The organism is Acidithiobacillus thiooxidans ATCC 19377 (assembly GCF_009662475.1).
Lineage (GTDB): Bacteria > Pseudomonadota > Gammaproteobacteria > Acidithiobacillales > Acidithiobacillaceae > Acidithiobacillus > Acidithiobacillus thiooxidans.
In genome coordinates this window covers 2,748,046-2,770,572 of record NZ_CP045571.1, presented here as the reverse complement: position 1 = coordinate 2,770,572, position 22,527 = coordinate 2,748,046, and the positions used below count along the sequence as shown (strand labels likewise).

Annotated in this window: 20 protein-coding genes and 1 tRNA gene; 14 read left to right on the top strand and 7 right to left on the bottom strand. The window is 55.5% G+C overall.

Translation table 11 applies throughout. From position 1 onward, the window contains the following. Nucleotides 1-88: 88 nt before the first annotated feature. Together ccsB and GCD22_RS14540 are read right to left on the bottom strand one after the other, a co-directional pair. On the bottom strand, nt 89-1,258 hold the full coding sequence (gene ccsB, locus GCD22_RS14545) for a c-type cytochrome biogenesis protein CcsB (RefSeq protein WP_010640363.1): 1,170 nt from the start codon (nt 1,256-1,258) through the stop codon (nt 89-91). A 226-nt stretch (nt 1,259-1,484) separates the two neighbouring features. Further along, nucleotides 1,485-1,808, bottom strand: a complete 324-nt coding sequence (locus GCD22_RS14540; protein WP_031574028.1) for a hypothetical protein — start codon at nt 1,806-1,808, stop codon at nt 1,485-1,487. A gap of 84 nt (nt 1,809-1,892) precedes the next feature. Here GCD22_RS14540 and yoaA point away from each other — a divergent pair, with 84 nt between their 5' ends. From yoaA to GCD22_RS14515, 5 genes are read left to right on the top strand one after another with little or no spacing between them, the layout of a single operon-like run. After that, on the top strand, nt 1,893-3,806 hold the full coding sequence (gene yoaA / locus GCD22_RS14535) for a DNA repair helicase YoaA (RefSeq protein WP_051690696.1): 1,914 nt from the start codon (nt 1,893-1,895) through the stop codon (nt 3,804-3,806). Next, nucleotides 3,803-4,468 (top strand): tRNA (adenosine(37)-N6)-threonylcarbamoyltransferase complex dimerization subunit type 1 TsaB, encoded by a 666-nt coding sequence (gene tsaB / locus GCD22_RS14530; RefSeq protein WP_031574022.1) that lies wholly within the window; start codon nt 3,803-3,805, stop codon nt 4,466-4,468. Before yoaA ends, tsaB begins: the two co-directional genes overlap by 4 nt. Then, entirely contained in the window at nt 4,465-4,935 is a 471-nt protein-coding gene (rimI, locus tag GCD22_RS14525) for a ribosomal protein S18-alanine N-acetyltransferase (RefSeq protein ID WP_031574019.1), read from the top strand. Before tsaB ends, rimI begins: the two co-directional genes overlap by 4 nt. A gap of 9 nt (nt 4,936-4,944) precedes the next feature. Next, nucleotides 4,945-6,567, top strand: a complete 1,623-nt coding sequence (locus GCD22_RS14520; RefSeq protein ID WP_051690695.1) for a peptide chain release factor 3 — start codon at nt 4,945-4,947, stop codon at nt 6,565-6,567. Nucleotides 6,568-6,594: 27 nt separating this feature from the next. Next, nucleotides 6,595-7,038 (top strand): SEL1-like repeat protein, encoded by a 444-nt coding sequence (locus GCD22_RS14515; protein WP_031574014.1) that lies wholly within the window; start codon nt 6,595-6,597, stop codon nt 7,036-7,038. 186 nt (nt 7,039-7,224) lie between these two features. Here the strand turns inward: GCD22_RS14515 and GCD22_RS14510 are convergent, their stop codons facing one another. Genes GCD22_RS14510 through GCD22_RS14495 form a run of 4 tightly spaced genes read right to left on the bottom strand, consistent with a single transcriptional unit; the run spans nt 7,225 to nt 11,420 of the window. Continuing rightward, nucleotides 7,225-8,736 (bottom strand): YifB family Mg chelatase-like AAA ATPase, encoded by a 1,512-nt coding sequence (locus GCD22_RS14510; RefSeq protein ID WP_081577707.1) that lies wholly within the window; start codon nt 8,734-8,736, stop codon nt 7,225-7,227. 3 nt (nt 8,737-8,739) lie between these two features. Then, entirely contained in the window at nt 8,740-9,003 is a 264-nt protein-coding gene (locus GCD22_RS14505; protein ID WP_010637786.1) for an accessory factor UbiK family protein, read from the bottom strand. 10 nt (nt 9,004-9,013) lie between these two features. Then, a complete protein-coding gene (locus GCD22_RS14500) occupies nt 9,014-10,201 on the bottom strand; it encodes an FAD-dependent monooxygenase (RefSeq protein ID WP_031568739.1) in 1,188 nt (395 codons plus the stop codon). Beyond that, on the bottom strand, nt 10,191-11,420 hold the full coding sequence (locus GCD22_RS14495; RefSeq protein ID WP_031568741.1) for an FAD-dependent monooxygenase: 1,230 nt from the start codon (nt 11,418-11,420) through the stop codon (nt 10,191-10,193). The genes GCD22_RS14500 and GCD22_RS14495 overlap by 11 nt, the downstream gene beginning before the upstream one ends. A 140-nt stretch (nt 11,421-11,560) precedes the next feature. Here GCD22_RS14495 and GCD22_RS14490 point away from each other — a divergent pair, with 140 nt between their 5' ends. The 5 genes from GCD22_RS14490 (at nt 11,561) to ubiD (ending at nt 15,974) form a co-directional block, all read left to right on the top strand. Continuing rightward, nucleotides 11,561-12,370 carry a TatD family hydrolase gene (locus tag GCD22_RS14490; RefSeq protein ID WP_031568743.1) on the top strand — a complete coding sequence of 270 codons (810 nt, stop codon included), beginning with the start codon at nt 11,561-11,563 and terminating at the stop codon, nt 12,368-12,370. Continuing rightward, nucleotides 12,371-13,117 (top strand): tRNA threonylcarbamoyladenosine dehydratase, encoded by a 747-nt coding sequence (locus GCD22_RS14485; protein WP_031568745.1) that lies wholly within the window; start codon nt 12,371-12,373, stop codon nt 13,115-13,117. Between the two features lie 84 nt (nt 13,118-13,201). After that, nucleotides 13,202-13,591, top strand: coding sequence for an SCP2 sterol-binding domain-containing protein (locus GCD22_RS14480; RefSeq protein WP_010637778.1), 390 nt, complete (start codon nt 13,202-13,204; stop codon nt 13,589-13,591). A 13-nt stretch (nt 13,592-13,604) separates the two neighbouring features. After that, nucleotides 13,605-14,477, top strand: coding sequence for a phosphate/phosphite/phosphonate ABC transporter substrate-binding protein (locus tag GCD22_RS14475; RefSeq protein ID WP_031568748.1), 873 nt, complete (start codon nt 13,605-13,607; stop codon nt 14,475-14,477). Between the two features lie 24 nt (nt 14,478-14,501). Then, the gene (ubiD, locus tag GCD22_RS14470) at nt 14,502-15,974 is read left to right on the top strand and encodes a 4-hydroxy-3-polyprenylbenzoate decarboxylase (protein WP_031568751.1); all 1,473 of its coding nucleotides are present in this window, start codon (nt 14,502-14,504) and stop codon (nt 15,972-15,974) included. A 58-nt stretch (nt 15,975-16,032) separates the two neighbouring features. On the opposite strand, the gene GCD22_RS14465 is transcribed toward ubiD, so the two are convergent. Continuing rightward, nucleotides 16,033-16,106, bottom strand: a tRNA-Gly gene (locus GCD22_RS14465). 114 nt (nt 16,107-16,220) lie between these two features. On the opposite strand from GCD22_RS14465, the gene GCD22_RS14460 reads away from it, so the two are divergent. The 4 genes from GCD22_RS14460 to GCD22_RS14445 all read left to right on the top strand — a co-directional run bounded on the left by GCD22_RS14460 (nt 16,221) and on the right by GCD22_RS14445 (nt 22,524). Beyond that, complete coding sequence (locus tag GCD22_RS14460; protein ID WP_024893036.1) at nt 16,221-16,523, top strand: ArsR/SmtB family transcription factor; 303 nt, start codon at nt 16,221-16,223, stop codon at nt 16,521-16,523. A 199-nt stretch (nt 16,524-16,722) separates the two neighbouring features. Further along, the gene (locus GCD22_RS14455) at nt 16,723-18,150 is read left to right on the top strand and encodes a TolC family protein (protein WP_081577708.1); all 1,428 of its coding nucleotides are present in this window, start codon (nt 16,723-16,725) and stop codon (nt 18,148-18,150) included. Further along, nucleotides 18,150-19,229, top strand: coding sequence for an efflux RND transporter periplasmic adaptor subunit (locus GCD22_RS14450; RefSeq protein WP_024893038.1), 1,080 nt, complete (start codon nt 18,150-18,152; stop codon nt 19,227-19,229). The genes GCD22_RS14455 and GCD22_RS14450 overlap by 1 nt, the downstream gene beginning before the upstream one ends. Further along, nucleotides 19,222-22,524, top strand: coding sequence for an efflux RND transporter permease subunit (locus GCD22_RS14445; RefSeq protein ID WP_153940852.1), 3,303 nt, complete (start codon nt 19,222-19,224; stop codon nt 22,522-22,524). Before GCD22_RS14450 ends, GCD22_RS14445 begins: the two co-directional genes overlap by 8 nt. The last annotated feature ends 3 nt before the right edge of the window (nt 22,525-22,527 follow it).

Sequence of the window (22,527 nt, the reverse complement as noted above, 5' to 3'; positions counted from 1 at the left end):
GACGGGCGCAGGATTTCACCAAGAACAACAACGGCGCGGGCCAAAGTCGCTGCAAAGCTTCCCGGCCCACGGCCGTCTGTCTGACAATTCAGAGTTTGCCGTAGGAGTGCAGCCCACCCAGGAACAAGTCGACGCCGATGAAACAGAAGGTAACGACGATCAGGCTGATAAATGCCCACCAGGCCATGGGGCGTCCTTCCCAGTTGCGCTGACTACGGGCGTGCAGGAAGCCGGCATAATTCAGCCAGACAATCAGAGCCCAGGTTTCCTTGGGGTCCCAGGACCAGAATCCCCCCCAGGCCTTGGCAGCCCAGACTGCACCGAGAATGGTGCCGACCGTAAAAAACAAAAATCCGAAGGCGATGGTTCCGGAAAAGGTCTTGTCCAGTAATTCCAGGCTGGGCAGGCGATCACGCAGGAAGTTACCGCTGCTGATGGCGCGTTCTTTCAGCAAATAGGCCAAACCGGCCATGGCTGAAATGTAAAAATTGGCGTAGGCAATGAACATGGAGGGTACATGGATTTTCATCCAGAAACTCTGCAATGCCGGAATCAGTGGTTGAATACGGTTCAAATGATAAGCCGCACCCACCCAGATCAGAAAAATATCAGCGACCAGCACCAAAGGCAGAACAAAAGCCCCCAATCCCCGGTTTTCTGTGCGATTTTCGTGAAACAAGTAAAACAGGATGGTGGTCGCACAAAATAACACCATCACATCATATATATTGCTGACGGGAATATGTCCCCAGGATGGGTGGCCGATATAGGTTTCTCGCCAGCGAATGGCCAGACCGGCAAAGCCCAGAACAACGGCAATCCAGGCCAGGCGATGCCCCCAGTTGCCCGCATTCTGGTTACCGGCAAACAAATACAAATAGTAGCCGGCGGCACTGAGCAGAATCGCGCCACTCATCCAGTAAAACATTGCATTACTGTGGAAAAAATAACGTATTGCGAGGCTGTTGTGCGTTGTGAAACCCCATTGATAAAGCCCTACTCCGGTGCCGGCAATGGCCATGACGACCAGAAACAAAGCCCGGAAAGCCGGCCATTTCAGACCAAACCACATAAGCCCGGCATACCACATACCGAGGATGATGAATTGCCACATCCAGAATTCGGCACGAAATACGGCCCAGGTGGCAACGGCGCCGACGCTCAGAAAAATGGCCCAGGCAATACGCTGAGCTTTGGAGTTTTCTATGGATGCGGGCTCTTTGAGTGAAAAATAGGGTGATTGGAGTTGCGCTGACATCTTGTTGGCTCCTGTTTCGCGGTAGTGTTTGGCATCTGTTTACAATTTTATAAGGGCTTTAAGCAATAATTAAGCCCGAACAGTCAGGGCTTTTTATCTATCCGCAAGGGTCAAGATGCTCGCTTTCAGAATGCGCTAACTTACACATAATTTTAAACTTTTGGGCCTAATCGAACAATCGGGACAATACGCCTGGTTCCGAAAGGGCCAGCTTGTTCACCCGGGCTCAGGCTTGCGGCGGTGTACTTTGATCCAGTCTGGCCAGTAAGCGAAAACCGCCGATGACACCCAGAATGCGTTCTCGCAGGTTATTTTCAGGATCCGTGGAGTAAACTGGCCAGAATTTGCATTGGGTATGAGTTGCCCGTTCCAGATCAGGGATCCCATCACAGTCCAGCGCAATAATAAGATCGGGCCATAAGTATTCTGCCGAATTGGCTTTGGCGATCAGCCACTCACCGCCAAGTTCAGCGGCTAACTGGGCAGCATATTGGGCCTTTTCAGGTTGGCTCGGATGCCAAAAGAGTATGTGTGCACGTCGTTTATACATGAATGCCCTATTTATGGCGGAATTGTGTAAAAATAGCAGGACAGAGCGCGCAGCGGGAGTAGGCATGAAATTCAGGCGTTGTCAGTGACAATAACAGACTGGTCAGAAAATCTGGGACAAAATGGGGCCTTGGCACAACGCTTGCCGCAGTTTCGGGCGCGTGCCCAGCAGCAGGCCATGGCCGCGCAGGTTGCCCAAACCTTGCAGCAGGGTGGGGTTGCATTGATTGAAGCGGGTACGGGTACAGGTAAAACGTTTGCCTACTTGTTGCCCGCCATGCTTTCCGGACGCAAGGTGCTGGTTTCCACCGGGAGCAAGGCGCTGCAAGACCAGATTCTCGAAAAAGACATTCCCTTGCTCACGGATGTGGTGGGTAAGCCGATGCGCGTCAGCCGTCTCAAGGGGCGATCCAACTATCTTTGTCTGCACCGTCTCCAGCGTTTCAGCAGTGAGGGCGTTGCGCCATTGCTGGCGGCTCCTCTCGCCAAAATTGTGGATTGGGCGGGGCGCACCCGGGAGGGAGATATAGCGGAAGTCAGTGGGGTCCCGGAAGACTCGGCGGTGTGGCCGCTGGTGACTTCAACCCGGGATAATTGTCTGGGTAGTGAATGTCCTGATTATCAGCGTTGTCATGTCGTGGAAGCACGGCGCAAGGCTCACGAAGCCGATTTGCTGGTGGTGAACCACCATCTGCTTTTTTCCGATCTGGCACTCAAGGCCAATGGCATGGGCGATCTGCTGCCCCGGGTGGAAGCGATGGTGCTGGATGAGGCTCATCAGGTTTTTGACCTGGCGGGCCGCTACTTTGGGCGGCAACTCAGCAGTCACCAGTTGTGGGATTGGGCCCGGGACAGTCGTGCGGAAGCCCTTGGCGAAGCGTCAGATGACGCGCCTTTACTGCTGGCCGCCGCCGGGGTGGAGACGGCGACCAGTGCCTGGCGCACTGCCCTTGGGGCTGGTGAGGACCGGACTCAGTGGGCACTGACACCAGGGTCTCCCCAAGAGGCGGCTTTTATCCATTTACGTCAGGCCGGAATCACCTTGCTGCACGCCCTTCAGCAGGCCTCCGCCCGAGGCAAGGGGTTGGAACAATGTGCGGCACGGGGCGTGGCGCTGCTGGCCAGCGTCGAGTTTTTTTTGCTGCATAATGCCCCGGAAATGGTGTTCTGGCAGGAGAAGAGAACGCGTACTGTGCAGTTACACGCCACCCCCCTGGATGTGGCTGGACCGCTGCAAAAATATCTGCTGGAGCCCATCGAGGCACTGGTGTTGACCAGTGCGACCTTGCGGGTGGGAGACAGTTTTACGGTCACCGAGCGGGCGCTGGGCCTTAGTGGCGCACAGACTTTCAATGCCGCTTCACCTTTTGATTATGCCCGCCAATCTTTACTGTATTTACCCTCTGGCCTGCCTGAGCCCAGTCATCCAGGTTATACGACAGCCTGCTTGCAAGCCGCCATACCAGTGATTGAGGCCAGTGCCGGGCGGACTTTTATCCTGTTTACCAGTCATCGCGCCCTGCAGGAGGCCGCATCCTTTTTGCCCCGCCAACTGGGGTTTCCCGTGCTGGTACAGGGCAGTATGCCGCGTTCGCGCTTGCTGGACCGCTTTCGTAGTCTGGGCAATGCCGTGTTGCTGGGCGCGGCGAGTTTCTGGGAAGGTGTGGATGTGCAGGGAGAGGCCTTGTCCTCGGTCATCATTGATAAGCTGCCTTTTGCCAACCCATCTGATCCGATTTTGCGCGCACGTACCGAACAATGTCAGGCAGCGGGAGGCGACCCCTTTCGCGAACTGCAAATACCCCAGGCCGTCATTGCCTTGCGCCAGGGCGTAGGGCGCTTGATCCGCTCGGAAACTGATCGTGGTGTGCTCATGCTCTGCGATCCGCGTCTGCGCAGCAAAGCTTATGGCAAGATTTTTCTGGAAAGTTTGCCACCCATGCGGCGAGTGAGCGATCTGGAGGCCGTGCAGCAGTTCTGGAAGGCATCGCTGTCATGAGTGATCCGATTATTCTCGCGATAGATACGGCTACCGAAGCCTGCTCGGTCGCCGTGAATGGCGTTGCGGAGTGTCAGGTGGAGGCCAACGCCCACAGCCAGATTTTGTTGCCGATGATCAGTAGGGTATTGCAGCGTGCTGGACTGGTTCTTGGCGATCTGGACGCTATCGCCTGCGGGGTGGGACCGGGCGGCTTTACGGGTGTCCGTATTGGAGTTAGTACCGCGCAGGCTCTGGCGATGGCGCGGGGTTTGCCCGTATATCCGGTTTCCAGTTTGCAGGCGTTGGCAGCAGCGACCGTCCAGCCATCAGTTTTGGCGGCCCTGGATGCGCGTAAAGGCGAGGTCTATGCCGCCGTCTATGTGCAGGATGAGCGTACCGGGCTGCCAGTATTGCAGGGCGAGGAGCGCGTTTGTCCGCCCGGGGCAGTGGCCTGGCCCCATGAGGGCGGGTATTGGGGGCTGGGTAGCGCTTGGCCCCTGTATCATTCTGAATGGCAGCAGGATAACGTCCTGGGGTGGACGGAAGATGCCTATCCGCAGGCAGATGCAGTTCTTCGTCTGGCACTGGCTCGTCATCTCGGAGGTGATGAAGGTTGTCGTCCTGACCAGCTCGAACCTCATTACATCCGGCCCTTTCTGCCCCAGGACCAACAAAAATGAAGTTGCGACCGATGCAGGCGGAAGATCTGGATGCGGTGGCGGCACTGGAGTCGCACATTTCCCCTGGACCCTGGACGCGGGGCATATTCCGGGATTGTATGCAGGCCGGATATGATGCCTGGGTGCTGAAGGATGAAACGGATCTCCTGACTGCCTTTGGTGTTCTGTCTACCGGAGCCTCTGAAGCGCATGTGTTGAATCTGGGGGTGAGTCCGGCACAGCGTCGCCGTGGTTATGGGCGTAAAATGCTCATGCACCTCCTGTCGCGCGCCGGGCAACTGGGTGCAGAACGCGCCTTTCTGGAGGTCCGGGTATCCAATACGGCCGCCCAGCAGTTGTACCGCTCGGCGGGTTTTCATGAAATCGGGGTGCGCTTGAATTATTATCGAAATACCGAGGGTCGCGAAGATGCTCTGGTTTTGTCCATGTCTTTGGTTCGTGATGTGCATTTTTTCAAAGAAGGTTAAAAAAAACTTATGTCTTCCTCACCTGAAGCACTGGTTCCGTCAGTGGATGCCTTTCTGGAGGCTATTCAACGGCGCCGGACTTTTGCGATTATTTCCCATCCTGATGCGGGTAAAACTACCCTGACGGAAAAACTGTTGTTGTTTGGTGGTGCCATTCAACTGGCAGGGACCGTCAAGGCGCGTAAAAGTAGCCGCCATGCTACCAGTGACTGGATGGCCATTGAAAAAAATCGCGGTATTTCCGTGGCGAGTTCGGTGATGCAGTTTGAATATGCGGATCACGTGATCAACCTGCTGGATACGCCCGGTCACCAGGACTTCTCCGAAGATACTTATCGGGTGCTGACGGCCGTGGATTCAGCCCTGATGGTCATTGACGGCGGTAATGGTGTGGAAGCCCAGACCATCAAATTGCTGGAAGTGTGTCGGTTGCGCGATACGCCCATCATCACCTTCATGAACAAGTTTGACCGCGAAAGCCGGGATCCTACGGAACTGATGGATGAAGTGGAGTCGGTGCTGGGCATTCAATGTGCCCCCGTCACCTGGCCGATTGGTATGGGCAAGCGTTTTCGAGGGGTCTACCACCTTTTGCGGGATGAAGTATTGGTGTTCGCCCCTGGTGAGGAAACCCGTGAGCATCAGCTGGAATGTATAGCTGGCCTGGATAATCCGGAGCTGGACCGGCGCTTTCCTGAGGAAATGCCCGAGTTGCGGGAACAGGTGGAGTTGCTGCGAGCCGCTTCCAACCCGTTTTCACTGGAAGATTTTCTGGCTGGACAGCAGACTCCGGTATTTTTCGGCTCCGCCATCAACAATTTCGGCGTCCGGGAATTACTCGGAGCCCTGATTGACTGGGCACCCTCGCCGCGTCCAAGACCAACGACTGGCCGTGCGGTGCAACCCGATGAACAGGCTTTCAGCGGCTTTGTATTCAAAATACAGGCCAATATGGATCCCCAGCATCGCGATCGGGTAGCGTTTTTGCGGGTTTGTTCCGGTCATTTTCAGCGTGGCATGAAAATCAAGCATCTGCGTATAGGGCGTGATATTCAGGTGCACAATCCCATCACTTTTCTGGCCCAGGAAAGAGAACTGGTGGAAGACGCCTATGCTGGGGACATCATCGGCCTGCATAACCATGGCAGCATTCAGATTGGTGACAGCTTCAGCCAGGGCGAGGCGCTGCAATTTACGGGAATACCCTATTTTGCGCCGGAATTGTTCCGGCGGGTGCGGCTGCGCAATCCGCTCAAGGCCAAGCAACTGCAAAAAGGCCTGCAGCAGTTGGCAGAGGAGGGCGCGACCCAGGTTTTCAAGCCACTGCAGGGTGGCGATATGATTCTGGGGGCAGTGGGCGTGCTGCAATTTGATGTGGTGGCAGAGCGCCTGAAAACTGAATACGCGGTGGAAGCCATTTTTGATCCGGTTACCGTCCAGACGGCCCGCTGGATTCAATGTGAGGATGCCAAAATCCTCGCAGAATTCACCCGTAAGCATGAAGATCATTTGGCTGAAGATGCGGGGGGGCGCCTTGCCTATCTGGCCCCCTCGCGGGTGAATCTGGATTTGACCATGGAACGCTGGCCGCAGGTCATCTTCCATGCCACCCGGGAGCATGCGGATACCTGAGATTATAGACAAAAGGAGATTGCACGGATGAAAAAATCCACCCTGATGGTCCTGATGCTGCTGATTTGGCCCCTGGCAGCGGCCGCCCAGGACCTGGAGTCATTGCGCAATCAGGCCGAGTCTGATCCGGCCACTTTAGCACAGTTGCAGGCGCTCGCCCGTGGGCATGATGCCAAGGCGGCATTTTATCTGGGGACCCTGTATTCACCGCTGATCACCCGTAAGGAAGTCACCGTCCATAAAGGCTGGCCAGAAACCCTCCATTGGTACCGTAAAGCTGCAGGATTGGGTCTGGCTCGTGCTGATTTTGACCTGGGTCTTGCTTACGAAGAAGGCCTGGGTGTGCGCAAAAATCCGCAACAGGCCAAGGCCTATTTTGCGCGCATGGCCCATATTGCCCAGCTTGAAACAGCCCTGCCGGCCGCTGCCCAGGTTCCCGCAAACCCGCAGGAGTCAGCGCGGCAGGATTGATGGTTGTTGTGACCGGTCGTATCGCTTATTTGCGCGTCAACAGAAAAACCACTATCCCGAAAAATACCAAGCCTCCTGATAAAGCCAGTAATATTAAAGGATTGCTTAAGCCTGCGAAGGGACTGGCACCGTACATGATCGCTCCTCTGATAATAAACGTATGGCTAATTTTGGGTTACAGCTTGCCTACAAAGTAAAGCTTTGCGCCAGCCGCCGATACTGGATGGCTTCGGACAGATGCTGCAGGCTGATCGTGGTGCTTTCTTCCAGATCGGCAATGCTGCGGGCCAGACGCAAAATGCGGTGATAACCACGGGCGGAAAGATGCAGGGTGTCAGCGGCGCGCGTCAGTAAGCGGGCGCCCTCGGGCTGTAGCGCACAATGCTGGTCCAACGCTTCGCCCTGCAGTTGGGCATTGCGGCAGGACTGTCGTTGCCACTGTCGGTTTATGGCCGCGCTGATCCGTTCGCGCCAGTAGGCAGAACTTTCGCCTTCTGGCGCTTTTTGCAGGAGTTCTACCGGAAGACTCGGTACTTCTATTTGAATGTCCATACGATCCAGCAGAGGGCCGGAAAGACGGCCACGATACTGGGAAATTTGGGTCGGGGTGCACACACAGGCCTGATGTGGATTACCGAGATTGCCGCAGGGGCAGGGATTCATGGCGGCAATCAACTGAAAACGCGCCGGGAAGGTGCTTTGCCGGGCGGCTCTGGAAATATGGATTTCGCCGGACTCCAGAGGTTCCCGAAGCACTTCGAGAACACTCCGCGAGAATTCCGGCATTTCATCCAGAAAAAGAACGCCATGATGCGCAAGACTGATTTCTCCGGGGCGGGGGCGCGATCCCCCACCCACCAGTGCTGCTGAAGAGGCACTATGATGAGGGGAGCGAAAGGGACGTTGTCCCCAGCGTTGCACATCAAATCCACCGCTTTGCAAACTATGGATGGCGGCCACTTCCAGGGCTTCGCTGCGGCGCAGGGGCGGAAGCAATCCGGGCAAACGCGCGGCCAGCATGCTTTTCCCGGTCCCGGGAGGCCCGGACAGGAGAATATGATGACCTCCGACGGCCGCAATAATCAGTGCCCGTTTGACGGTTTCCTGACCGCGCACATCCCGCAAGTCCGGATAGGGGATGGCGTTTATGCCGATCTCGTCATGAGGCACCGTTTCCGGCAGTGGTTGGGTGCCGCGCAGGTGGGCCACAGCTTCCGCGAGATTGCGGCAGGCCAATACGGGCGCAGTGCGAGCTAAAGCGGCTTCCACGGCATTGCCTTCCGGGAGCAGTAAAGCATGTCCGGCCTGACCGGCAGCCAGACTGCTGGAGAGGGCCCCGGTCACCGGACGCAAACTGCCATCCAGCGCCAGTTCCCCGATCATTTCCAGATTTTCCAAGGCTTTCAGAGGAATCTGACCACTGGCGGCGAGAATGCCAATGGCAATAGGCAGGTCAAAACGCCCTCCATCCTTGGGGAGATCGGCGGGCGCCAGATTGACGACCATGCGCCGGGCCGGAAACTCGAATCCACTGTTCTGAATGGCGGAGCGGACGCGATCCCGGGATTCCTTGACGGCAGTCTCGGCCAACCCCACCACAGCAAAAGTGGGTAGACCCGGCCCCAGATCGCATTCTACGGCGACTGCAGCAGCATGCACCCCCGTGAGCGCACGACTCTGGACAATCGCCAGAGGCAAGGTTCAGTCCTTGTCGGTATTTTCGTCGAGGGCTGCTTTGGGAGCCAGGGCGTCCAGGCGCGCTTCCAGGGCGGCCACGCGCGAGGCCAGTCGGGAGACCAGATCCTGCTGGACATCAAATTCGTCGCGGGTAACCAGATCCAGACGATCCAAGGCGTTGGAGAGAATGGCCTTAACCTGTTTGTCCACATCTTCCTTGACGGTGCCCAGGCGCGCAAATGCGTCACCAAGAGTGGCAGCAATATCATCAGCAATACGGTGTTGCATGGTGGTCTCCTTAAAGGCCCATGGCCTGACGAATCAGAAAGCGTTTGACCGGTGGCAGCATTGCCGTTCCCAGCATGCCAATATCGCGCAGGCGGGCAAGGCCGCGACTGCGATTGGAAAACAGATGGCTCAGTGCCCCGCAGGTCATCACATTGAGAAGATTATCAGGGCGTCGCGCCCTTTGATAGCGGCGCAGCGCAGGATTATCTCCCCAGTCCTCATGTTGGGCTTGCGCGTCGCGAATGTTGCTGATCAATGCCTGCGCATCGCGAAAGCCCAGATTGACCCCCAGTCCGGCCAATGGATGCACCCCATGGGCACTATCTCCCAGAACTACGCAACGGTCACCTAGGTAACGGCTGCTGTGCAGACCGGAAAGCGGGTAACTGCTGCGCTGGCCGATACGCACAAAGTGCCCCAATTGTGGTCCGAATGCCTGATACAGAGCGGTTAAAAATGCGCTGTCGTCCATGGCCATCAAACGCCGCGCCAAGGCATGTTTGGCGCTCCAGACGATGGATGCACGGGGATGATTTTCGGCATCCGCGCTGAAGGGCAGGACGGCCAGGGGGCCGGTCGCCAGAAAACGCTGATAGGCGATCCCGCGATGGGGCTTTTCCATCCATACGGTGGCGGTGATGGCATCCTGGCCGTAGTCTTCCTGAAAAACCGGCGCCTGAATAAGTTGTTTGCGCAGGGTTGATTGGCGGCCTTCGGCAATGGCCAGAAGGGTGGTTTTGTATCCGGTTCCATCTCTCGCGTTAAGTTGCATGTGCTGCTGATCAGCCCAGGCATGAGCGATTTCCTGGGCGTAAAGCACCGTGACTCCCGCTTCGGCCAGGGCGGCATGGAGTTGCTGCTCCAAACGCCGGTTTTCAACAATATGACCGAGAAAGGTTTCGCCGGCTTCTTCGGCGTCCAGATGAATGCTGCCGGAATTTTCAGCATCCCAGACCCGCATTCTCTCGACTTTACTGCCAAGCGTGGCCAGGTCGATACCGAGTTCCTGTAAAAAGCGCTGCGAACCATTGGCAACCAGGCTTGCTCGCTCCGAGGGATCGGCCAGGGCGCAGACCGATTGCGGACGTTTTTCAAAAAGTGCGACCCGGAGACCGCTTTGCCGGGCAGCCAGCGCCAGGCTGGCACCCACCATGCCGGCTCCGGAAATGATCAGGTCGTAATGTGCGTCAGTGGACATGGACAGACTCCCACATCAGGTCTGGGATGCTGCTCCCGGCAGGCAGGCGAATTCCCGCCAGACGGGCAGCGAGTTCGCGTTTCCCGAACGTGCTTTGTTCGAGCAGGGCAAGGGCTGCAGCGCGGGCGAAACGCAATGGCAGGCGCGGACTGCTGAACAGGCGATTCATGGCTTCGGTGAAGGCGATGGTTTCCAGGCGGTCCCGGTGGCGAATCCGGCTGTAATCTTCCAGCAAGAGTCTGGCCCCGGGATCATGCCCGGCAGCGGCGGCCTCCCGAAGCAGGGCGGCCAGGGTGACGACATCGCGCAAGCCCAGATTGTAACCTTGGCCAGCCAGGGGATGGAGCGTTTGCGCGGCATTTCCCACTAGTGCCAGACGTTGACTGGGCTGAGCCCATAAGCGCTGGAAAAACAGCGGATATACGCTACGTGGACCAACGCCGGACAGTAGAGGAAGATGGGGAGGCCGTTGGCGGTTCAGGGCTTCCAGAAAAGCGAAATCACTTAAATCCAGCATCTGGCTTGCGGCGCTGGGACGCAGGCTCCAGACAATGGAAAATTGCTGTTGACCAATAGGCAAAAAAGCCAGTGGCCCGCTCTCCTGAAAATGTTCAAAGGCAATGCCCGGTAAGGCTTCACGCGGTGTTACCGTGGCGACAATAGCATGGCGGTTATGATCCCAGCCCATGCGCTGCAAAGCCGCCAGACGGGCAAGACCCCCATGTCCTCCGTCGGCCACGACCGCCAGCGCTGTGTCCACGCGCAGGTCCGGCCAATCCAGCTGGAGACGATCGGGAAACCACTGCAAGTCCTCCAGAGGCCCCGCCGCCTCCTGTTGCAGCGTACTACATTGCGCCAGCGGCACTGCCAGCGCTGCTTGCAAGGTGTTCAGTCCGGCCACCTCTCCCAAGCGTTGTTCCGGCGCCTCCAGGAGCTGCTGCTCCAGGCGGACCCGACCGCTAAGTCCCTGTTGGGTAATCTGGACGGTTTCAATGGCGGCAGCATCATGCAGCGGCATTTGGACGCCAAGATGGCTGAGAAGACGCCGACTTCCCAGTGCCAGGGCAACCGTCCGCTCACTATGCGCAGGGCGGGGCTGCTGCAGGGGAAAGGTGTCCACCATGAGAATTTTGAGAGATGTCTGTTTCAGGGCCAGCACCAGACTGTGCGCCACAGGCCCATTGCCGAGGATGGTGATATCGGCGGTCAGGCTACGCATAATTTCTCCGGTACTTGGGCATATACTGCCATTTAAGACCAAGATGCCGCTTGCAGCAAGTCATGAAGCTGCGAATCCGGCGGTGCATGCGGACACAAGCCATCAGAAAGTCCTAGAATAGCTGGATGGAGATTCGCTCAGTGAACCATAACGGCAACTCAGCTGGAACGCCGCAAAACCTTTTCCTGCAGGGTTTGATTGACAGTCATTGTCATCTGGATGACGAGGCCTTTGCTCCAGACCGTAGCGCCGTCATACAAAGGGCCAAAAATGCCGGCGTCGATAAAATTCTGGTGCCTGCTTACAGCCCGGCATTTTGGTCGCGTCTGCACCATCTCTGCGCGCAACAGTCCATGCTTTATCCGGCTTACGGAGTGCACCCTTTATATATCAATGCGTGTGCTTCCAACTGGCTTGAGCAACTGCGAAGCCTGCTGGATCAGGCGGTGGCGGTCGGCGAAATTGGACTCGATCTTTCGGAAAGCGCGCCTGATTATGGGTCGCAAGTGGCCTGCCTGAAAATGCAGTTGCATCTGGCCCAAGAGTTAAATTTGCCCGTGATTCTCCACGCGCGTCGCACCCTGGAAGATCTATCACTCATTCTCAGGGATTTTTCGGGGCTGCGCGGGGTGGTGCACAGTTTTTCCGGGAGTCTGGTACAGGCCCAACGACTGGTGGACAGGGGATTTTATCTGGGGTTAGGTGGGGCTTTTACCCATGCGCGGGCGCTGCGCCTGCGGGCCACTATCCAGTCCCTGCCGCTGGAGCGGATTCTGGTGGAAACGGACGCTCCCTGGCAATCTGCCGAAAGTTACCGGGGGCAGCGCAACGAACCCGCCTTTCTGCTGGAAACCGTGCATGCGCTTGCAGGTCTGCTCCAGATGGCGCCGCAAGCGTTGGCAGGGCAGCTCATCCGTAATACTCTGACTCTTTTTCAGGAAAAATTATAAATGCAAGATCCCTTTATTCGTAGCGAAATTCTTTTGGGTGCTGCGGCAGTAGCCGATTTGCGCCACCGCCATGTGCTTATTGCCGGGGTGGGAGGCGTGGGGGGATATGTAGCAGAAAACCTGGCCCGGTCGGGGGTCGGTAAAATCACCCTGGTTGATCACGATGTAGTCTCCTCATCCAATATTAACCGCCAGTTGGTGGCTTTGCACTCGACGCTGGACCAGCCCAAGGTGGCCGTGATGGCGGCAAGGATTCAGGATATTTCTCCAGATTGTGAAGTGGACGCCAGACAGGAATTTATTACCGTCGACAATGCCGAGCAGATCCTGCGTAACAGTGGCGCGGAAGTGGTAGCAGATTGCATTGATGCCATTGCCTGGAAAGCGGTGCTTATTCAATCAGCCCAGCATTTGGGTCTGGAAGTGTTTTCGAGTATGGGCGCAGGGAATCGTCTGGATCCCCGGCGGGTGCGAGTAGCCAAATTGAATCAGACGGAGACATGTCCGCTGGCCCGTGAAGTCCGGGCGTTACTCCGTAAAAACGGCGCCAGCCTCGATTTTCTGACTGTATTTTCCGATGAGGCACCGCGACCTGCCGCTCCCCAGGAGCCGGTTAGCGGCCCGCAGGGACGGCCCAGAACGGTCAATGGAACCATTTCCTATATGCCCGCGATATTTGGTGTGTTGCTTTCTGGAATGATTGTGCAATATTTTCTTACGGCTGGCGAAAACGAAAAAAACAACTAACTATAAGTTTATATTGGGAAGATAAGAAGCATGTAACCAAATTATTATATTATTGGGTTCGGTAGCGTAGAGGCGCTTCAAGTTATGGCAAAATTCATGAGTACGGAGTGGATTCGTCTGGTGGGTAAACAATGGGACACCCATCCGGAAATCCAGAAAGATCTGAAAAATTTTAATGCGACCTGGGAATACTATATTGAGGATCGTCCCGATATCCCCCATGTCATGCTTTTCTGCAAAGCCGGAAAAGTCATCTATGCGGGCCCTTCTGATGGTCGTCGTCGTGATTTCATCATGTGGACCTCCATGGACAACTGGAAAAAAATTCTTTCCGGCGAGCTGTCTGGAAAAGCCGCGCTGATGACGCGTAAGCTGAAATTTAAAGGGTCCATGATGACCGCCATGAAATATATGACCCCATTCAATATTCACCTGAGTATTCTGGGTGAAATACCCGTCGATTTTGATATTTAGGGCGGATGCATTGATGACAGAAGAAGTTTTGCCTTCCAAAACCATACTGAACTTTACGGTTGACCCGAATTATTCCGGGAAAAATCTGCCAGGCTGGTTTTTGATGAATACTTTTTTGCAGCGCCACCTGGGTCGGGTAATGCATTTTCAGCCGCAGGATGATTTTGACAGCGGTCGGGCGGCAGTGCTGTCCGGAAATTATGATCTGGTATATGCCAATCCTTTTGATTGGGTGCAGTATCAGCAAAAGCTGGGTTTTCTGCCCATCGTCAAGCCGCTAAACCATTTTGATGAAGTGTACTTGTGCGCACCAGCAGCAGGTTCTATTCATCATGCTGAGGATTTTCCGGAGCGTATCCGGATTGCTTCGGCGCATCCCTCAACGCTGGTCCATATGGTGGGGTTATTCCTCATGGATAAGGCTGACATTGATCGAGCGCGTCTGGATTTTGTGTTTACCGGCAGCTATCAAGGGGTGCTCAAGGCCTTACTGCAGGGCCAGGCGGATTTGGGTTTTCTTTTTAATGAAGTTTACAGCAGTGCCAGTAAACTGATCCGTGAACGTTTAAGAGTGATTGATCAGTCTGATGATGCCTTTGCTTTTCATGCTTTTTGCGTGGGCCCACGCTTACTGCCACAACGGGAATTACTGACTGACTTGTTGATAAACATGGATCAGGATCCTCGTGGAAAAAGCCTGTTGGAAGATTTGGGTTTTTCCGGATTTGAGGCGGTTACGGAAGATGAAATCGCCTGCCTTGCCACCCTTGCCGATGAATACATCAGCGGTCACGAAGCCATTGATATTCGTGCGACCTCCAGCCTGGCCGTGGCAGACAGCGCCTTTGTCGTCGCCCGTGAAGATCCCGAAGGCGGGACAAATTAGCCGTGCTGCGGTTACAATGCGCCCATGAGCTATCGTGACCTGCGTGCCTTTATTGCCGACCTTGAAAAACGTGACCTGCTGCGCACGCTGGATGTGCCGGTTTCTCCGCAGCTGGAGATGACGGAAATTTGTGATCGTACCCTGCGGGCAGGTGGCCCTGCGGTGTTATTCAAAAAGCCCAGCGGGTTCGATATACCGGTGCTGGGCAATCTTTTTGGAACCACGGAAAGAGTCGCTCTGGGTATGGGTGCAGAGTCTCTGGCTGATCTGCGCCAGATTGGTCAGTTGCTGTCCTATCTCAAGGAGCCGGATCCGCCCCGGGGACTGAAGGACCTGTGGAGCAAATTGCCGACCTTGCGCAAGGTGCTGTATATGGCTCCGACAAATGTTGCGCGCCCGGTTTGTCAGGAAGTGATCATGCGCGGCGACGATGTGGATTTATCCACCTTGCCGGTGCAGACCTGTTGGCCCGAAGACGTAGCACCACTCATGACCTGGGGGCTGACCATTACCAAAGGTCCGCACAAGCGCCGTGCCAATATGGGAATTTACCGACAACAGGTCATTGGCCGTAATCGGGTGATCATGCGTTGGCTGGCGCACCGGGGTGGGGCGCAGGATTTACGTGAATTTCAAAAATTACATCCGGGTGAGGCTTTCCCGGTTGCTGTGGCCTATGGCGCTGACCCGGCCACCATTCTCGCCGCCGTTATTCCCATTCCCGATACGGTTTCCGAACATCAATTTGCGGGATTACTACGGGGCGGGCGGACGGAACTGGCCAAAGCGTTGATCGTACCCCTGCAAGTTCCGGCGCGCGCGGAAATAGTCCTGGAAGGGCACATATATCCCGATGATATGGCTGAAGAGGGACCTTTTGGCGACCACACCGGATATTACAACGAAACCCAGAAATTCCCCGTTTTTACGGTCGAAGCCGTCACCCACCGCGAAAATCCCATTTATCATAGTACCTATACCGGACGCCCTCCGGACGAGCCAGCCATTCTTGGTGCGGCCCTGAACGAGGTTTTTGTGCCTCTCCTGCAAAAGCAGTTTCCGGAAATTGTTGATTTTTATCTGCCTCCTGAAGGCTGCTCCTATCGCCTGGCTGTCGTCAGTATCCGCAAGGGATATCCAGGACATGCCAAACGCGTCATGTTTGGTATTTGGGGATTTTTACGGCAGTTCATGTACACCAAATTTATTATTGTCGTGGACGACGACATCAATGTGCGCAGTTGGGAGGATGTCATCTGGGCGATGACAACGCGCATGGACCCGGTACGGGACATTACGCTGATAGACAATACGCCCATCGATTACCTCGATTTTGCTTCGCCGGTGGCTGGTCTGGGCGGTAAAACGGGTTTCGATGCCACCAACAAGATGCCGGGAGAAACCAGTCGGGAATGGGGACGTCCCATCCAGATGACCAGTGCCGTGCGGGACAGCGTGGATGCTATACTGAGTAGTCTGGATCGACCGCTATTCTAATCGGGTATGGTTGGGGTTTCTAAAATTGTTGTATGGGGTTATTCTCATTCGCTGATGGTGGAGCGGGTGATGGGAATCGAACCCACGTCATGAGCTTGGGAAGCTCAGGTTCTGCCATTGAACTACACCCGCATGCGCTGGATTCTAAGCGTTTGCAGATGAAAACGCAAGGCAGCAAAACAGGCATTTTTTTAAGAATTTTCAATTAAAGTCAATAAGATGGTTAATAGACCAAGAGGCAAGAATATGGAAGAGTTACCAACCCGGGAAGAGGATATCGAGCAGGCTTCGCGTTCTCTGAAAGCCATGGCCCACCCCCTGCGCCTCAAGGTGCTTTGTGTTTTGGGTTCAGAAGAAATGAGTGTTCAGGACATTGTCTCCGCAGTGGGTACCACACAAAGTAATATTTCTCAGCATCTCGCCATTTTGCGGGAAAAAGATATCCTCCGCGCTCGCAAGGACGCCAACAAGGTTTATTATCGAGTGGGTGATCCGCGCACTTTGCGCCTGATTTCCATGATGAGTGATGTGTTCTGCAGTATCCACTGAAACTCTGGATAGATCTGAATCATCGGCTAGCAAAGGCAATGGCAGCAAGAACCGGTGCCTGATGCGCATTTGTGGAATATGATGATATTCTGATATACTCCGCCGCCTGTGCCTGCTGGTTTTCAGAAAACGCAAGGAAAAGCAATTGGTAATGGCTGCGTGACCTGATTTGTGGCGGCTTTGTTTGGCGGAGAAATCAATGCATTACGGTCCCTATAAAAAATCCCTGGCGCTCGTTGCCATAGCTGTCTCAGGAACTTTTTTTGCCCTATCTGCTCAGGCAGTGGATTTTAACCAGTGTGTGGCCATGGCGCTCAAACAGAATCCGCAGATGATGGCCGCCAAGGCGGAGCAGGCGGAAGCCAAGGGGGCGGTGTCCCAGGCGCGTGGCCACCTGCTGCCGAAACTGAATGCTTCGTTTTCTGCCAGCCAGTCCAATAATGCCTTGACCGTTTTCGGGATGAAGTTGTCCCAACGCCAGGCAACTTTCAATGATTTTGGCGCAAGTCAGTTTAATCCCAGTAATCCCAACAGCCTCAATGTGGCACCGGCTGGTCTCAATTTGCCGGGTAGTTATCATAACTACGGTACCAAACTCCAGTTGGAAATTCCGATCTGGAATGGTGGTGAAATCTGGGGGCGCCTGAGCCAGGCCCACGCCATGCTGGAAGCCGCCCAAAGCGGAAATGTCATGGCCCGGCAAAAGCTGACTTTTGCGGTTTTGCAGGCCTACGACAGCGTCATTGCGGCTGAAAGCGCCATTCAGGTTGCCCATAAAGCCCAGAAGGCCGCTGAGTCCTATGTCAAAACCAGCAAATTGCTTCTGGATAAAGGGGTGCTGGTCAAAAGCGATTGGCTGGCAGCTGAGGTGAATCTGGAAAAAGCTCAGCTGGCAGTGCAGACCGCAGAAAATGACCATGCTAATGCTCTGGAAAATCTGTCTATTCTGATTGGCTGGCCGGAAGAAAAAACATTATCCGTGGGGAAACCCGTACAACCCGCCTTACCTGATCACTCCCTCCTGGATTTGCAGCGCCAGGCGATGACAGAAAATGCGGGCATTGTCGCGCTACGCCACAAATTGAAAGCCGCTCAGGATGGTATCCAGGTCGCTCGTGCAGCCTATCTGCCCCATGTGAACGCCATGGCCAATCAGGAATGGAACGGTACATCCTTGGGTAATGCTGCTCCTTCCTATACCGTTGGCGGCGAAGTCACCTGGAATGTGCTGGATTTTTCCCGGGGCGGGGGCATGGATCGGGCGCAGGCCGAACGTGAGCAGGCCATGGCCGCCTTGCAGGAAGCGCAGGACAAGCTGCGCTTGCAGGTGGCAGAAGTCTGGCGCGGTGCGCGTGAGGCGGCACTGCGCGTCAAAATGCGCCGTCTGGCTGTTCAGCAAATGGAAGAATCCCAGCGTCTGGTGCGACTGCGTTATGAAAATGGCGTTGAAACCATTACCGGCTTGTTACATGGGCAAGCCGAGCTGGATCAATCCCGGGCTGAACTGGTATCGGCCGATTATGCCGAGGCTGTCCAGCGTGCCGCACTGCTGCTGGCCATTGGTAAACTGAATCCGCAAGAAATCGTCGACGTGGCCCCGGTGTCCGTCGTGGAAGGAGCTTCCTGATGTTGACCTTGAAACGCACCGTCATGCTATCAGCCATTGTTTTGGCCAGTGCCGGCTTGGCTGCCTGCAGTAAATCCCCTCCCCAGACCCCTGCTGTGCATCACAGTGTGAGTGCTCCAGTCATGCAGATTGGAGGGAAGAACATGGCCGCCTTTAGCCAGGTCCCGGGCACGGTGACTGCTGCCCAGCAGGTGCAAATCAGCTCGCGACTCAGTGGTTATATTCGTCATCTGGATCTACGCGAAGGTCAGGCGGTGAAAGCTGGGCAGCTCCTCTTTGAGGTCGATCCAACGGATGTGCAGGCCCAGGTCCAGCAGGCTCAGGCGGGTCTTGCCGAGGCACAGTCCAGTCTGATTGATGCCCGGTCCAATTATGAGCGCTTCAAGGCCCTCTATGCCCAGCAGGCGATTCCCGAAAAGCAGTGGGATCAGGTGAAGTCGGCCTATGCCATGGCCCAGGCGCGTGCCGCTGCCGCGCGTGCGGGTATTGCCAGTGCTGAGGCCCAGATGCGTTACGCTCGGGTAACTGCACCGTTTTCCGGAACCATTATCAATAAACAGGCCCAAAATGGCGATATGGCCTCGCCGGGGCAACCGGTGCTTACTTTGGCCAATACCAGTCAACTGGAAGTGCGCTTTGCCGCCGGCAGTGCTTTATACCGCAGCCTGAAAATTGGTCAGACGCTCAGCGTGCTTGCAGACGGCCAGCGGATACCCGCGACGGTGCTGGATATGGTCAACGCGGCAGATGCCATGACCCATGCCCACACCGTCAAGCTGAGTCTGCCCGCCGATAGTCATCTCCAGGCAGGAGATTATGTGACCGTTGCGGCCCCGCTGGCAGCCCGCAAGATTATTGCAGTGCCTGCCAGCGCTTTGCTGGATCGTGCCGGCATCCCCGGCGTGTTTGTTGTAGACGCCCACGGCATCGCCCATTACCGGATGGTGCGTCCCGGCCCGGAAACACCGGATGGTGTAGAAATTCTGGCCGGCCTGAGTGCTGGCGAAACGGTGGTGACGGGTAATCTTGCTGCAGTCAACAATGGCGATCAGATCAAGGCCGGAGCAGCCCATGGCTGATCAGCAGCACAAAATGAATCTGGCCGGACGGCTGGCCCAGTCTTTTTACCAATCCAAAATTACCGTGCTCATCATGATTGCCATCGCCCTGTTCGGGCTCCTGGCGGTTACGGTGACCCCGCGTCTTTACAATCCCGAGATTGTGGTTCCGGCAGCAGAAATTTTCGTCATGCGCCCCGGTTCCAACAGTGAGGAAATCCACAATTTAGTCATCCGCCCGTTGGAAGCGCTGATGGCTTCTCTGCCGGGAGTGCATCATACCTTCGGTTACTCCGTGAATGACATGGGCATTGTCACTGTGGAATTCCAGGTGGGAGCCAATGAAGAAAAAAGCCTGCTGGAGGTGTATAACCAGCTCAGCCGCAATATGGACAAAATGCCGCCGGGGACGGAACAGCCTCTGGTCAAGTCCATAGGGATCAATGATGTTCCCATCATGACGGTGACTTTAAGTACATCACAGTTGACGCCGGTGGCCTTGCGTCAGGTGGGTACCCGCTTGATGGATCAATTGCAGAATGTGCCCGATGTGGCTAATGCTACCCTTATTGGTGGAGGCAGGCAGGCGGTCAATGTCTGGCTCAACCCCGCCAAACTCGCGAGTGCCGGTCTCAGTCTGAAAAATATCCAGCAGTCCCTGCAGGGCAACAATGTGATTTTGCCGGGTGGTCATCTGGTCAATGACAATCACGAAATTCCTCTGCGCATCAATGGCGCACTGGGTTCCGCGCAAGATGTCGGTAATGTGATTATCGGCAGCCATGATGGCCAACCCATTTTTCTGAAAAATGTAGCACGTATTGAGGAAGGCGCAGCGGAAGGGCACACTGCAATCAGCAATACGGCAGGATTGGCGAATCGCATGCAGCTGCCGGCCGGAACAAATATGCCGGCAGTAACCATTACCCTGGCCAAGCGCCCGGGAACCAATGCGGTCACTGTCGCTGATGCCATCAAGGCCAAGCTGGGGCGCCTGGAACAGGAGGCACTGCCCGAGGGCGTGCATGTCACCATTACCCGGGATTACGGTGCCCGGGCTGATGATGCCGTCAGTACCCTGTTTGAGCATCTCAGCATCGCTGTCGGCGTGGTGGCCATCATCTTGATGATTTTCCTGGGTTGGCGGGAAGCCGGTATTGTCATTTTGACGGTGCCCCTGACTCTGGGAGCGGTACTGGGCATTGGCTGGTTGCTGGGCCAGACCATCAACCGCATCACCCTGTTTGCCCTGATTTTATCGTTGGGCTTATTGGTCGATGGCGGCATTGTGGTGATTGAAAATATTCACCGTCATTTGCATGGATGTGCCAAGGGTGGTTTTGCCAACTGCGTGATTCATGCCACCAATGAAATTGGTAATCCTACCAATATCGCTACGTTAGCGGTCATTCTGGCTTTTGTGCCGATGGCTTTTGTGACCGGCATGATGGGTCCTTTCATGTTGCCGATCCCCATTTTTGTGCCCATTGCCATGATTGCTTCGGTGCTGTTGGCTTATACGGTAGTTCCCTGGGGTGCGTATCGTTTTCTGCGCAAGAAGGCTGCCAAGGCGGCAGATACCCATTCCCATGCGGGACATGAAACAGAGCATGAGGATGGGACCCAAGCTCCCCCAGATGCGTTACAAAGGGGGTATTTGCGCGTGGTAACCCCCCTGCTCGAGTCTTCTGGAAGGCGCAATATATTCTTCCTGATTGTCGTGGTATTGCTGTTGTTGGCCATGTTGATGCCCCTATGGCAGTTTGTCCGTCCTCAGGGTATGAATGGCCCCCTCAGTGCCTTGGGCGTCAATCTGAAGATGCTCCCGGAAGGTAATGTCAGTGATTTCATGATTCAGGTGGATACGCCTGCAGGTACTGCATTGGATGCCACCGGTCAGGTGGCGCAAGCGGTAGGGGATGTCCTCAGTCATAATCATTACATAGAAAACTTCCAGACGTATTTGGGACGTTCTGCTCCGGTGGATTTTGCGGGACTGGTACGTGGTGACATGATGCGCGAAGGCAGTAATTACGCCCAGATACAAATCAATCTGGTACCGCGTGATGAGCGCCCCATGTCGCATACGGTGGCGGTGGAGGTGTATAAAGCCCTGCAGAGTGTGCGCAGTCGTTACCCCCAGGCCGTCATCAAGATTTTTGAAGTTCCGCCGGGGCCCCCCGTGCGTGCCCAGGTGGTGGCAGAGATTTATGGCCCGAATTACCAAAAATTGCGGGAACTGGCGGGGACGGTAGAGCAGCACTTCCGGAAAGTGTACGACATGATTAACGTGGATGATTCGGTCACGGCGACTGTGCCCGAATACCGGATTCACGTAGATCGGCAAAAGGCCATGCTCGCAGGGGTGGCTCCGGCACAAGTGGCTGAGCTGGTACATGACTATGTTGCGGGCACCAAGCTCGGTGCCTTGCATGATCCTTCAGCGCGGGAACCGGTAGACATCATTTTGCGGGTCCCCCCCCAGGATCGTGCCTGGCGTCAGCAGATTCTTGATCTGCATATTCGCAACAGTCAGGGGCAAGAGGTGGCCTTGTCCAGTATTGTCCAGATCCAGAAAACCACTCTGGCCAAACCGATTTATGATCGGGACCAACATCCGGTGGTCTATGTGACCGGCGATCTGATTGGTTCAAGCCCGGTGTACGCCGTCCTGAGCCTGAATCACTGGCTGGATGATCAGCACATTGACGGTGTCCATCTGACCACTGGCAATCTCGGCTTCACGCCTGCCCAGCCCGATGATATTACCCACTACCAGATTCTCTGGGGGGGGGATATGCGCCTGACTCTGGATGTGTTTCGCGATCTGGGTGCCGCTTTCATTGTGGCTCTGGTGTTCATCTATCTGATGTTGGTGGCTTATTATCAGTCTTTTATGATGCCGGTCATTGTCATGGGCGCCATTCCTATGACCCTGATTGGTGTGTTTCCCGGGCACTGGTTGTTGAATACGCCCTTTAACGCAACTTCCATGATTGGTGTCATTGCATTGGCCGGTGTAGTGGTGCGTAACTCACTACTGTTAATTGATTTTATTATTGATTATCGGCGTCAGGGGTACGCGCTTGAAGAGGCTGTGTTGCAGGCGGGGGCAGTGCGGTTTCGCCCGATTTTGCTGACGGCTCTGGCTATCATGTTCGGCTCGGCCATTATGGTGACCGATCCGGTATTTGGTGGTCTGGCGGTTTCCTTGATTTTTGGTACCTTCGCCTCCACACTGCTGACATTAGTGGTGATTCCGCTTTTATACTTTTTGTGGGAGCGGCGCCTTGAAAAGCAGACGCAGAGGATTTAACAG

Coding starts and splice junctions, on each gene's coding strand:
- ccsB (WP_010640363.1), bottom strand. CDS start 1,258: ATGTCAGCGCAACTCCAATCACCCTATTTTTCACTCAAAGAGCCCGCA.
- GCD22_RS14540 (WP_031574028.1), bottom strand. CDS start 1,808: ATGTATAAACGACGTGCACACATACTCTTTTGGCATCCGAGCCAACCT.
- tsaB (WP_031574022.1), top strand. CDS start 3,803: ATGAGTGATCCGATTATTCTCGCGATAGATACGGCTACCGAAGCCTGC.
- rimI (WP_031574019.1), top strand. CDS start 4,465: ATGAAGTTGCGACCGATGCAGGCGGAAGATCTGGATGCGGTGGCGGCA.
- GCD22_RS14520 (WP_051690695.1), top strand. CDS start 4,945: ATGTCTTCCTCACCTGAAGCACTGGTTCCGTCAGTGGATGCCTTTCTG.
- GCD22_RS14515 (WP_031574014.1), top strand. CDS start 6,595: ATGAAAAAATCCACCCTGATGGTCCTGATGCTGCTGATTTGGCCCCTG.
- GCD22_RS14505 (WP_010637786.1), bottom strand. CDS start 9,003: ATGCAACACCGTATTGCTGATGATATTGCTGCCACTCTTGGTGACGCA.
- GCD22_RS14500 (WP_031568739.1), bottom strand. CDS start 10,201: ATGTCCACTGACGCACATTACGACCTGATCATTTCCGGAGCCGGCATG.
- GCD22_RS14495 (WP_031568741.1), bottom strand. CDS start 11,420: ATGCGTAGCCTGACCGCCGATATCACCATCCTCGGCAATGGGCCTGTG.
- GCD22_RS14485 (WP_031568745.1), top strand. CDS start 12,371: ATGCAAGATCCCTTTATTCGTAGCGAAATTCTTTTGGGTGCTGCGGCA.
- GCD22_RS14480 (WP_010637778.1), top strand. CDS start 13,202: ATGGCAAAATTCATGAGTACGGAGTGGATTCGTCTGGTGGGTAAACAA.
- GCD22_RS14475 (WP_031568748.1), top strand. CDS start 13,605: ATGACAGAAGAAGTTTTGCCTTCCAAAACCATACTGAACTTTACGGTT.
- ubiD (WP_031568751.1), top strand. CDS start 14,502: ATGAGCTATCGTGACCTGCGTGCCTTTATTGCCGACCTTGAAAAACGT.
- GCD22_RS14460 (WP_024893036.1), top strand. CDS start 16,221: ATGGAAGAGTTACCAACCCGGGAAGAGGATATCGAGCAGGCTTCGCGT.
- GCD22_RS14455 (WP_081577708.1), top strand. CDS start 16,723: ATGCATTACGGTCCCTATAAAAAATCCCTGGCGCTCGTTGCCATAGCT.
- GCD22_RS14450 (WP_024893038.1), top strand. CDS start 18,150: ATGTTGACCTTGAAACGCACCGTCATGCTATCAGCCATTGTTTTGGCC.
- GCD22_RS14445 (WP_153940852.1), top strand. CDS start 19,222: ATGGCTGATCAGCAGCACAAAATGAATCTGGCCGGACGGCTGGCCCAG.